Below are 11134 nucleotides of genomic sequence, written 5' to 3' on the forward strand. Positions count from 1 at the left end.
TCGCTCGAGGCTTGGCCGGCGCCGCTATCGCCAACCAGCCGGCGCTCTGCGGGCGTCCCTCCGCGGGCGTCCACATCGGCGGCCTCCGGCAGGGAAGAGGTTCCCTGCCAACAGCCGCTGCGTCAAACCTTCACTCCGTCAGCACCGACTTTCGAAACGGGCTGTGAATCGGCCCCTTCCGCAAAGGAGACCGGCTGTCATTCCGTGTCCGGATCGGTGCGCTCGGCCTCGGCCTCCCGCTCCATGTCACCGCAGGTGCCGCCGCACAGCTTCGGGTACAGGCGCGCCATTTCCCGGATCAGGAATTTCGCCGGCACGTCGTGGAACAGGCCGTGGTCGGCGAGGTACTCCATGAACCGGCGCCCACCGCCGTCGGCCGGCTGCAGCAGCGCGTCGGCCACGCCGTCGAAGTCGAGCGCCTCGACGCCCAGCTTGGCGCAGAGCGAGGCGTTGAAGGTCGGCGTCACCTTCACCCAGCGCCCGTTCAGCAGCACCTCGACGTAGCCGTGCCAGGCGAAAACGTCGGTGCCCACCGCCTCCAGCAGGCGGCGTGTCGCCAGATGGTTGCGCACGTCGGCGAAGCCGAGCCGGGCTGGCAGCCCGACGCTGCGCGCCGCCGCGGCGTACAGCGCCGCCTTGCCGACGCAGTAGCCGTCGCCGGCCGCCAGCACTGCGCTGGCCCGGTAGGTGGCGGCTGAACCGTAATCGACGTACGGGTTGTAACGGATGCCGTCGCGCACCGCGGCGTAGAGCCGGCGCGCCATCTCCACGGGCGTCGCGGCGGCGCCGACCGCGGCGCGGGCGAAGGCCTGCACCGCGGGGTGGTCGCTGTCCACATACTCGGCCGGGGCCAGATGCAGCCGGGCGGCGGTGTCCATTCCTCTACTCTCCCTTATGATTCCTGGCCGCCGCGAGCAGCAGCGCTACCGCGGGCTCGTCCGGCACCAGCCGGCGCAGGTTGGCCTCCGCCGCGTCCCAGTCGGGCGCGCCGGGCCGCAGGCCGGAGGCACGGCAGAGCCGGATCTGCTCCAGACGCTCCGACTCCAGCTCGACTGCCTTGACGGCCTGCCGCAGCGCCTCGGCCCCCTCGACGCCCTTCAGGTGCCGGCGCACGCCGCGCAGCGGCGCGACCACCGGACGGTGCCACCCCGCCGCCTCGGACGCCAGCCGCTTCACCTCTTCGCCGGAGAGCTGCGCTCCGCAGACCGCGCCGGCCCACAGCACCAGCAGCAGCAGGTTGACGTCGGTGCCCAGCCGGTCCTGCAGGCCGACACACGCCGCGTCGACGCCCGGCCGGCCGTACACGGCCAGCGAGAACCGCCACAGGGACTCCTCGGGGGACACCGTGCCTCCTCTGTTTCGCTCTCTTATCAATGAGAAAAACTTGTGGCCATGACAAGTTCCTCTCATTTGCCGGACCTTGCCAGCGGCTTCATTATGCATGGTTCCACCAGTCAGGGGCACGGAATGACGGTCCGCCTGAGCATGCAGGGCGTGACGCGCGGCGCGCGGGAAATGGCGTTCGTCACCGCCTCTGTCTTCCTGTTCGGCGTCACCTTCGGGGTGGCGGCGCGCGGCGTCGGCATGGAGGGCTGGACGGCGCTGGCCATGAGCATGGCGGTGTTCGCCGGCGGCTCGCAGTTCGCTGCGCTCGACCTGTGGCAGGCGCCGATCCCGTGGGGGCCGCTGCTGGTCGCCACCTTCGCGGTGAACGCGCGGCACCTGCTGCTCGGCGCTTCGCTGTACCCGTGGTTCTCCGGCCTGCCGCCGTGGCAGCGCTACGCCGCGGTGACGCTGCTCAGCGACGCCAACTGGGCGCAGACGGTGCAGGCGCACGCGAAGGGGGAGCGCGACGCCGGCTACCTGATCGGCAGCGGCCTCGTCATGTGGGCGGCGTGGGCCGCCGGGACCGGGGCGGGGGCGATGCTGGCGACGCTGTCGGCGGCGGCGCTGAAGGCCTTCGGGCTCGACCTGATCTTCGTCACCTTCTTCGCCTGCATCCTGGTGGAGATGCGGCGCGACGGCCGCGACGACCTGCCTTGGCTGGTCGCCGCGGTGGCGGCGGTGGCGGCGCTCTGGTGGCTGCCGCCGCACTGGCACGTGCTGGCCGGCGGCGTCGCCGGCGGGGTGGCGGGGGTGCTGCGCGATGCCGGACGCTGAGATCGCCCTGCTCGCCATCGCCGGGATGGCGGCGGTCACCTACGCCACGCGGGCCGGCGGGCTGTGGCTGATGGTGCACGTGCCGATGTCGCGGCGGGTCGAGGCGTTCCTGCGCTACCTGTCCGGCTCGGTGCTGGTGGCGCTGGTGGTGCCGGCGGCGTTGCAGGAGGGGGCGGCCGCGTGGATCGCCGTCGCCGTGGCGGCGCTGGTGATGCTGGCGGCCAAGCGCACGCTGCTGGCGCTGGTGCTGGGCGTGGCGGTTGCGGCGGCCTACCGCGCGCTGTGACCCCACTCCTTTGGCGGCAGGGACACCGCGACGAGATCTGCGCGCAGCCCGTCGCCCCCCTCGGGCAGGCCGCTCTCGATCCCGGCGTGAACCTGCTTCCAGATCGGCACGGCCTGCGTCAGCAGCGCCCGGCCCTCCGGTGTCAGGGACAGAAGGCGGCTGCGCCTGTCCCTTGGGTTGCTGAGGATGGCGACCAGGCCGCGGCGCTGCAGCGGCTTCACCGCGGCGGTCAGCGTCGTGCGATCCATGCCGAGCAGCGGGGCGACCGCACCGATTCCCGGCGGCTCCGGCCGGTTCAGCGCCATCATCAGCGAGAACTGCCAGTTGGTCAGGCCGACCGGCCGGAACGCCTCGTCGAAGGTGCGCGCCAGCACCCGCGCGGCGCGCTGCACGTGCAGGCACAGGCAGGTGTCGCGGACCAGCAGGGTCGTCTCGAACGGAACGTCGTCGTTTGACATGCGAACAATATGTTGATATCAACTTTCCCCATCAACGATACGGGAGGGTTGCCATGCACGTCCAGCCATATCTGTTCTTCGAGGGGCGGTGCGAGGAGGCGCTCGACTTCTACCGGCGCACGCTCGGCGCCGAGGTGGGCATGATGATGCGCTTCAAGGACTCGCCGGACCCGTGCCCGGAGGGGGCGATCCCGCCCGGTTCCGAGGACAAGGTGATGCATGCCGCATTCCAGGTCGGCGACAGCGTGCTGTTCGCTTCGGATGGCGGCTGCTCCGGCACGCCCGGCACCCAGGGCTTCGGGCTGTCGCTGACCGTGAAGGACGCGGCGGAGGCCGATCGCGTGTACGCCGCGCTCGGCGACGGCGGCCGGGTGGTGATGCCGATCGGCAAGACCTTCTTCTCACCGCGCTTCGGCATGGTCGCCGACCGCTTCGGCGTGACGTGGATGGTGATCGTCCCGGCCTGAGCCGGTCATTCCTGCCGGACGGGCGCGGCGCCCTGCCGTTGGCGCAGGCTGTGGTCGATGGCGTCGAGCAGGACGCCGCGGTCGATCGGCTTGGCGACGTGCCCGTTCATGCCGGCGTCCAGGAAGCGCTGCACGTCGTCCGGCAGGATGCTGGCGCTGAGCGCCAGGATCGGCACCTCGCCCCCCGGCGGCGGCAGCGTGCGGATGGCGCGCGTCGCCTCGATGCCGTCCATGTTCGGCATCACCGAGTCCATAAGCACGAGGTCGTACGCCATGCGCCGCGCCGCGGCGACCGCCTCGACGCCGTCCTCGGCAACGTCCACGGCGTAGCCGGCGGTGCCGAGGATGTGCACCACCAACTCGCGGTTCATCGGCAGGTCCTCCACCACCAGGATCCGCGCCCGGGCCGCGGCCGGACGCTCCGGCGGCGGTTCGGCGGGCGGCGGGCTGGCTTCGGCCTGGGTGGGCCGTGCCTCTTCGCCGAGGGGCAGCGTGACCCAGAAGACGCTGCCGACGCCGGGTGAACTCTGCACGCCGATGCGGCCGCCCATCAGCCCGACCAGCCGGTGGCTGATCGTAAGCCCCAGCCCGGTGCCGCCGCGCCCGATGGCGATCTGGCTGAAGCTGCGGAACAGGGCGCGCTGCTGCTCCTCGGCGATGCCGATGCCGGTGTCGGCGACGGTGAAGCGGACGGCGTCCGGCCGCCCCACCGCCGTTTCGCGAGTGACGGTCAGCGTGACGCTGCCGACGTCGGTGAACTTCACCGCGTTCGACAGCAGGTTCAGCAGGACCTGCCGGATGCGGTCGGGGTCGCCCTGCATGCGGTCGGGCACGTCGGGGGCGATGCTGACGTTCAAGGCGATGCGCTTGTCCTGCGCGGCGAGGTGCACCACCTCGGCGCAGCCCTTGAGCAGCGGGCGCAGCGGGAACACGGCCGACGCTAGCGTCATCTTGCCGGCTTCGAGCTTCGACACGTCGAGGATATCGTTGATGATGGTCAGCAGCGAGCGCGCCGATTCCCGGATGGTCAGCGCGAAGTGCCGCTGCCGCGGCGCCAGGTCGGTCTCCAGCAGCATGTCGGCGAATCCCAGCACCCCGTTCATCGGCGTGCGGATCTCGTGGCTCATGGAGGCGAGGAACAGCGACTTGGCGCGGCTCGCCTCCTCCGCCCGCCGCACGGCGCGGGCCGCCAGCACGGTGAACAGGGCGATGGCGAGCAGGGCCGCGGCGCCGAGCAGGACACGCCCGACGATGCGCTCGCGCACCGGGCCCAGCAGCGCGTCGATGCCGATCCCGGCGGCGACCATCAGTCCGACGCTCTTGGCGTGGCGGTAGGCGACGACGCGGTCGAGGCCGTCCACCGAGGAGACGATGCGGAACGTCCCCACCGGCGCCCGCGTTCGGTTGAAGAGTGTGAACAGCGGCCCGTTGGCGATGTTGCTGTCGAGGTAGCGGTCCTGCATGGGCTGCCGGAAGACCAGCGTGCCGTCCTCCCGGTACCAGCTGATCAGCGAATCCGGGTAGGGCGCCAGGACGCCCTGGATGTCGGCGGTGTCGTCGAACTCCATGGCGGCGAGGACGATGCCGGCCATGCCGCCGTCCGCCGCGGCGATGCGGCGGCTGATGGTGTAGGCGTAGCGGTTGGTGACCTTGCCCTTCACCGCGGGGCCGAGGAACCACTCCACGCCCTCGTCGCGGTGCGGGCGGTAGTAGGCGCGCTCGGCGTAGTTGAAGCCGCGCGGCGCCGGGAACTGCGTCGAGGCCATCACCAGATCGCCGCTGCGGTCGAGCACCCACAGCGACGCGTTGTCGGGCAGCGAGCGCGCCAGGTTGGCGAGGCGTCGCCACTCCGCCTCCGACGCGGCGACGCGGTCCAGCCCCTCTTCCTGGATGCGCTCCTGGAGCAGGGCGAGCACGGTGTTGACCGACTTGATGCGGTGCTCCGCCCGCCCTTCGAGCAGTTGCGCGATGGCCTGCGTCGCCAGTTCCGCCTTGGCGATCTCCTCATCCCGGTCGGCGATGCTGGCGATGACGACGACCGCCACCACGATCAGGCTGCACAGCGCCCCCAGGAGGAGGACGAACATGCGCCCGCTGGTCTGCACCGCTCGTATCATGGAGTCCTGCCGGTTGCCGCCGGCGATCATCTCCCGGAAGCGCGGCGGAATTCCAGAAAAATGGACGTTTCCTTTTTGCCGCCCCGCCACTTGAGCCGGCACGCCCACGGTCCCACATGGGCGGGTGTCCGGATCCGGGCCCCTCTGGCGGCGTGCCTTCTGCGGCACGCCGTGATGTCGGATCCAAAACCCCGCTTTTGAGTGGAGTTTCCGATGGAGTGGCTCACGGACGCGATGCACGCGCCGTTTCTCGACACGCCCGCCTGGGCGTGGCTGGTGTTCCTGGGGATCGTGGCGGTCCTGCTGGTGCTCGACCTCGGCGTCCTGCACCGCAGGGAGCGCGAGATCCCGGTTTCCGAAAGCCTGTGGCTGAGCGCCGGCTACGTCACCGTGGCGCTGGCCTTCGGCGGCTGGGTGTGGTGGTCGATGGGCGCGGGGCCGGGGCTGGCCTATTTCACCGGCTTCCTGGTGGAGAAGAGCCTCAGCCTCGACAACGTGTTCGTCATCTCGCTGATCTTCACCACCTTCGCCGTGCCGCGGCTGTACCAGCACCGGGTGCTGTTCTGGGGCATCCTCGGCGTCATCATGCTGCGCGGCCTGATGATCGGCTTCGGCGCCGCGCTGGTCAGCCAGTTCTCGTGGATCCTCTACGTCTTCGGCGCCTTCCTGATCGCCACCGGCATCAAGATGCTGGTCGTCGCCGACAGCACGCCCGACATCGCCGGCAACCCGGTCCTGCGCTTCCTGAGCCGGCGGATGAACGTTACGCCGGACCTGCACGGCAACCGCTTCTTCGTCAAGGCGCCGAGCCCGGCCGACCCGGCAAGGCAGATCTGGTGGGCGACGCCGCTGTTCCTGGCGCTGGTGCTGGTCGAGACCGCCGACCTGATCTTCGCGGTGGACAGCGTGCCGGCGATCTTCGCCATCACCACCGACCCGTACATCGTCTACACCAGCAACATCTTTGCGATCCTCGGCCTGCGCGCGCTGTACTTCGCGCTGGCGGCGATGGTGCACCGCTTCCGTTACCTGAAATACGCACTGGCCGGCGTGCTGGTCTTCGTCGGCGGCAAGATCTTCTGGACGCAGCTCTACGGCAAGCCGGACCCGATGGTCTCGCTGTCCGTCACCTTCGCCCTGCTGGCCGGCGGCGTCGCCGTTTCGCTGCTGCGCACCCGCAAGGAGGAGGCGCGGGACGCGCCGGCCGGGTAGCGGGCCCACCCGGCCGGCGCGACCGTCTCGCGGGGCTGCCATTTCAACGCGTACGGTCATGTGTGCTTGCGTCCGGCGCAAGGGCTGTCATGATGCGGCGCACGGGGCGGGGAGGCTGCCCGCTCCTTCACCGGAGAACATCCTTGACCGTTCCGACGACCGTTACCCTGGAAGACCGCAAGATGTTCGTGGCGCGCTGGATGCGCGCGCCGCTCGAGGTGGCGTCGGTCACCCCCAGCGGGGCGGAGCTGTGCCGGTCGATGGCCGCCGCGGCCGGGGCCGGGCCGGGGCGCCGAGTCGTCGAGCTGGGCCCGGGCACCGGGCCGATCACCGCCGCCCTGCTGGCCGCCGGGACGCGGCCGGAGGACCTGCTGCTGATCGAGCGCGACCACGCCTTCGCGGGGCGGCTGGAGACCGGCTTTCCGAAGACCGTGGTCGCCCGCGCCGACGCCCGCTACCTCGGCCGGGTGGCGCGCGCCCACGGCTTCGAGGGCTGCGACGCGGTGGTGTCGGGGCTGCCGCTGATCGCCATGCCGCTGGCGGCGCAAACGCGCATCGTCTCCGGCGCGTTCAGCGTGCTGGCGCCGCGCGGCGTGTTCGTGCAGTTCACCTACGGTCCCTTCGCGCCGCTGAATCCGGAACTGGCCCGCCGCCTGCGGCTGACCGGCCGCCGCCGCTCCTGGATCGTCCGCAACCTGCCGCCGGCCTCGGTCTGGGTGTACCGCCGGGCGTACTAATGCCGGAAACGGCCGTCACCATTATGACGGTGTCGGGGTGCGTCGATCCTTCCGCTCGGCCGTATGAAGGCTCCCTGTGGAACGGTTTGGAACACCGTGGAACATTGTGCGGGGACTGTTCAGTACGCCATCCCGGGCGGTGGACACACGTCGGACTTTTATGACTTTCATCCTATCATGACGTGCCGCGTTTGGCAACATGGTCCTGCCGCGAGCCGACGAATCCCAGAGCCGTTGCCCGGTGCCCCGAACGCTTCTCTCATCGTCAATCCCGCCTTCGCTGAGCGGGAACTGCGGCCGCATCATGCGGACGGCTCGGCCGCGGCGAGCGCGGCGCCGGGGCGCACCACGCTGCGGATCGCAAAGCTCGACTGGATGCGCACCACGCCGGGCAGGCGGGACAACTGGTCCTTGTAGATGCGGTCGAAGTCGGCCGCGTCGTGCGCCACCACCCGCAGCAGGTAGTCGGAGCTGCCGGACAGCAGGTAGCACTCGCGCACGTCCGGGCACTTGCGCACCGCGGCGTCGAAGCGGCGCAGGTAGTCGTCGGTCTGCCGCTCCAGCGTGATCTGCACGATGACGGTGACGCTGCGCTCCTCGTCCAGGTCATCGACGATGGCGGTGTAGCCGCGGATCACGCCGGAATGCTCCAGCATGTGCAGGCGGCGCAGGCAGGCGGAGGGGGACAGCCCGACCTCCGCCGCGAGCTTGGCGTTGCTCATGCGGCCGTCCTTGCGCAGCAGGCGGATGATCTTGCGGTCGAGCGGGTCCAGCGTGCGCATGCAATGACATTCGAAAGGGCGGAGAAACGTGCGAATGCATACCAGCATTTCGCCAGAATCATGCAACGGTTCGCAAGGATTGTCGATGACCCTCCGCCGTATAGTGGTGAGGCCAGATGATTGGCCACACGGAACAAATAAAGCAGGGGATAGGCGGCAATGCGGGTCGGTGTTCCTAAGGAAATCAAGAATCACGAGTACCGCGTCGGCCTGACGCCAGCCTCCGTCCGCGAGTTGACGGGGGAGGGGCACCAGGTCCTCGTCCAGGCCGGGGCCGGCGCGGAGATCGGTTTCTCCGACGACGACTACCGCCGGGCGGGCGCCGGGATCGCCGCGACCGCGCCGGAGATCTTCGCCGCCGCGGACATGATCGTCAAGGTCAAGGAGCCGCAACCCGACGAGTGCCGCATGCTGCGCGAAGGGCAGGTGCTGTTCACCTACCTGCACCTCGCCCCCGATCCCGAGCAGGCCAAGCTGCTGCAGCAGAGCGGCTGCACCGCCGTCGCCTACGAGACGGTCACCGACCGCAACGGCCGCCTGCCGCTGCTGGCGCCGATGTCGGAGATCGCCGGGCGCATGGCCATCCAGGTCGGCGCCGTGGCGCTGCAGAAGAGCACCGGCGGCTCGGGCGTGCTGCTGGGCGGCGTGCCGGGCGTGCTGCCGGGCAAGGTGCTGGTGATCGGCGGCGGAGTCGTCGGCGCCAACGCTGCGCGCATGGCCATGGGCCTGGGTGCCGACGTGACCATCGCCGACCGCTCGGTCGCCCGTCTGGCGCAGCTCGACGACCTGTTCGGGCCGCAGCTGAAGACCGCCTTCGCCTCGGCCGATACGCTGGACCGGCTGATCGTCGATGCCGACCTCGTGGTCGGTGCGGTGCTGGTGGTGGGCGCTGCCGCCCCGAAGCTGGTGAAGCGCGAGCAGCTTTCCCGCATGCGCCGCGGCTCGGTGCTGGTGGATGTCTCCATCGACCAGGGCGGCTGCTTCGAGACCAGCCACGCCACCACCCACTCCGACCCGACCTACGTGGTGGACGGCGTGGTGCACTACTGCGTCGCCAACATGCCGGGCGCGGTGGCCCGCACCTCGACCGAGGCGCTGAACCACGCCACGCTGCCCTTCGCCCTGGCGCTTGCCAACAAGGGCTGGAAGCGCGCGCTGGCCGAGGATCCGCACCTGCTGGCCGGCCTGAACGTCCACGCCGGGAAGATCACCCACCCGGCGGTGGCCGACGCGCTCGGCACGCCCTACGCCGACCCGCAGGGCTTCGTCCTCTGAGCGCGTAAAAAACTGTCGTGCTTCGGCCGGAGACGGGGAATTTCGCAACGCGATTTCGTGAAATCCGGAACGCTTGTTGCTTTTTTCCCCGCCGCCAAAAGAGATGTTGCCAATGAATGGCGGTGCGGATTATTTGCATCGCCCAACAAACAGGCGCAAACGGCGCCGACAAGCAAAGTAACGGCCCAGGTTTCAGGGAGGGCTGGCGCGTCTTCGCGCGAGACGAGACGGTCCGGGCCGGGTGCTCAAGCCACCCGGCCCGGTTCCGCGCACACGATAAAAAGATGAAAACCGGCCGAGACGCCGGCCGGCGGACACGGGGCAGCCGTGCCGTCAACGGGAGGATCATACGCGTGTTCAACCATGCCGACTTCGACGGCCACGAGCGGGTCGTCTTCTGCACCGATCCCGACAGCGACCTGAAGGCGATCATCGCCATCCACGACACCCGCCGCGGCCCGGCGCTCGGCGGCTGCCGCATGTGGCCGTACGCCAGCGCCGAGCTGGCGGTGCGCGACGTGCTGCGGCTGTCGCGCGGCATGACCTACAAGGCGGTCATGGCCGGGCTGGAACTGGGCGGCGGCAAGTCCGTCATCATCGGCGACCCGCGCACCGGCAAGAGCGAGGCGCTGCTGCGCGCCATGGGCCGCTTCGTCAACAGCCTCGACGGCGGCTACATCGTTGCCGAGGACAGCGGCACCTGCGTCGCCGACATGAAGGTCATCGCCGCCGAGACGGCGCACGTCGCCGGGGTGAGCGACAAGCCGGCGCTCGGCGGCGGCACGCGCAGCGGCGACCCGTCGCCCTCCACCGCCTACGGCGTGTTCGTCGGGCTGAAGGCGGCGGTGCGCCACCGCCTGGGCCGCTACGACCTGGACGGCGTGCGGGTGGCGATCCAGGGCACCGGCAGCGTCGGCACCCACCTCGCCCGGCTGCTGCACGGCGCCGGGGCCGAGCTGCTCCTCGCCGACCTGCGGCCTGAGCGGGCGCAGGCCCTGGCCGACGAGCTGGGCGCCGAGGCGGTCGCGGTGGACGCGGTGTTCGACCAGGATGTCGATGTCTTCGCGCCGTGCGCACTGGGCGCCGTGCTGAACGACGACACGGTGAAGCGGCTGCGCGCTGCGGTGGTCGCCGGGGCGGCCAACAACCAGCTCGACCACGAACGGCACGGCGAGGCGCTGCGCAAGCGCGGCATCCTCTATGCGCCGGACTACGTGATCAACGCCGGCGGCCTGATCGACGTGGCCTACGAGCGCAGCGGCATCGCCCGTGACGGTGATCGCCTGCGCCAGCACATCGACGGCATCGCCGGCACGCTGAGCGAGATATTCGTGCAGGCCGACGCCGAGGGGCTGCCGACCGGCGTGGTCGCCGACCAGCTGGCCCGCCACCGCCTGCAACGCCGTCATTGACCGCCTAGCGCGATTTCCGAGTTGCGACGGCGGGGATTCCAGCGTCCCCCCGCGAACCGTCGCGGCGTGCCCCATTCGCCGTGGCGCGCCCCGCCGTCGCACACCCGGCATCGCCGTTTCCGGAGCGCGTCCTTATGGAATATTTTCTTCAACAGCTGATCAACGGGCTGACGCTGGGGGCGATCTACGGCCTCATCGCGATCGGCTACACGATGGTCTACGGCATCA

At 70.3% G+C, this 11134-nt stretch carries 12 protein-coding genes and 1 pseudogene; 8 read left to right on the forward strand and 5 right to left on the reverse strand.

The annotated features are described in order from the left end of the window. Window positions 1–197: 197 nt before the first annotated feature. Together TSO221_RS33125 and TSO221_RS33130 are read right to left on the reverse strand one after the other, a co-directional pair. Window positions 198–878, reverse strand: coding sequence for a transglutaminase family protein (locus tag TSO221_RS33125; RefSeq protein ID WP_109122728.1), 681 nt, complete (start codon window positions 876–878; stop codon window positions 198–200). A 4-nt stretch (window positions 879–882) separates the two neighbouring features. Next, entirely contained in the window at window positions 883–1344 is a 462-nt protein-coding gene (locus tag TSO221_RS33130; protein ID WP_247878381.1) for a TIGR02444 family protein, read from the reverse strand. A 123-nt stretch (window positions 1345–1467) separates the two neighbouring features. Here TSO221_RS33130 and TSO221_RS33135 point away from each other — a divergent pair, with 123 nt between their 5' ends. Further along, the gene (locus TSO221_RS33135; RefSeq protein ID WP_199229734.1) at window positions 1468–2160 is read left to right on the forward strand and encodes an AzlC family ABC transporter permease; all 693 of its coding nucleotides are present in this window, start codon (window positions 1468–1470) and stop codon (window positions 2158–2160) included. Beyond that, a complete protein-coding gene (locus TSO221_RS33140; protein WP_109122730.1) occupies window positions 2147–2446 on the forward strand; it encodes an AzlD domain-containing protein in 300 nt (99 codons plus the stop codon). Before TSO221_RS33135 ends, TSO221_RS33140 begins: the two co-directional genes overlap by 14 nt. Here the strand turns inward: TSO221_RS33140 and TSO221_RS33145 are convergent. Further along, on the reverse strand, window positions 2431–2904 hold the full coding sequence (locus TSO221_RS33145; RefSeq protein WP_109122731.1) for a MarR family winged helix-turn-helix transcriptional regulator: 474 nt from the start codon (window positions 2902–2904) through the stop codon (window positions 2431–2433). The genes TSO221_RS33140 and TSO221_RS33145 overlap by 16 nt on opposite strands. A gap of 53 nt (window positions 2905–2957) precedes the next feature. On the opposite strand from TSO221_RS33145, the gene TSO221_RS33150 reads away from it, so the two are divergent. Beyond that, window positions 2958–3371: a VOC family protein gene (locus tag TSO221_RS33150; protein WP_109122732.1), complete on the forward strand. Its 414-nt coding sequence runs from the start codon at window positions 2958–2960 to the stop codon at window positions 3369–3371. Between the two features lie 5 nt (window positions 3372–3376). Here the strand turns inward: TSO221_RS33150 and TSO221_RS33155 are convergent, their stop codons facing one another. Beyond that, window positions 3377–5458 carry a hybrid sensor histidine kinase/response regulator gene (locus TSO221_RS33155; protein ID WP_158284295.1) on the reverse strand — a complete coding sequence of 694 codons (2082 nt, stop codon included), beginning with the start codon at window positions 5456–5458 and terminating at the stop codon, window positions 3377–3379. 243 nt (window positions 5459–5701) lie between these two features. Here TSO221_RS33155 and TSO221_RS33160 point away from each other — a divergent pair, with 243 nt between their 5' ends. Next, the gene (locus TSO221_RS33160) at window positions 5702–6700 is read left to right on the forward strand and encodes a TerC family protein (RefSeq protein ID WP_109122734.1); all 999 of its coding nucleotides are present in this window, start codon (window positions 5702–5704) and stop codon (window positions 6698–6700) included. 143 nt (window positions 6701–6843) lie between these two features. Further along, window positions 6844–7437, forward strand: a complete 594-nt coding sequence (locus TSO221_RS33165) for a ribose ABC transporter permease (RefSeq protein WP_247878382.1) — start codon at window positions 6844–6846, stop codon at window positions 7435–7437. 302 nt (window positions 7438–7739) lie between these two features. Here TSO221_RS33165 and TSO221_RS33170 read toward each other — a convergent pair whose 3' ends face one another. Further along, window positions 7740–8219 (reverse strand): Lrp/AsnC family transcriptional regulator, encoded by a 480-nt coding sequence (locus TSO221_RS33170; protein ID WP_109122735.1) that lies wholly within the window; start codon window positions 8217–8219, stop codon window positions 7740–7742. Between the two features lie 159 nt (window positions 8220–8378). Here TSO221_RS33170 and ald point away from each other — a divergent pair, with 159 nt between their 5' ends. The 3 genes and pseudogenes from ald to TSO221_RS36685 form a co-directional block, all read left to right on the forward strand. Beyond that, on the forward strand, window positions 8379–9494 hold the full coding sequence (ald, locus tag TSO221_RS33175) for an alanine dehydrogenase (protein WP_109122736.1): 1116 nt from the start codon (window positions 8379–8381) through the stop codon (window positions 9492–9494). 353 nt (window positions 9495–9847) lie between these two features. Beyond that, the gene (locus TSO221_RS33180) at window positions 9848–10906 is read left to right on the forward strand and encodes a Glu/Leu/Phe/Val dehydrogenase dimerization domain-containing protein (protein WP_348770303.1); all 1059 of its coding nucleotides are present in this window, start codon (window positions 9848–9850) and stop codon (window positions 10904–10906) included. 134 nt (window positions 10907–11040) lie between these two features. Then, window positions 11041–11134 (forward strand): annotated as a pseudogene (locus TSO221_RS36685) (branched-chain amino acid ABC transporter permease LivH); the annotation flags it as partial.

Origin of the sequence: Azospirillum sp. TSO22-1 (genome assembly GCF_003116015.1) — a bacterium.
In the GTDB taxonomy this organism is placed as follows: Bacteria; Pseudomonadota; Alphaproteobacteria; order Azospirillales; family Azospirillaceae; genus Azospirillum.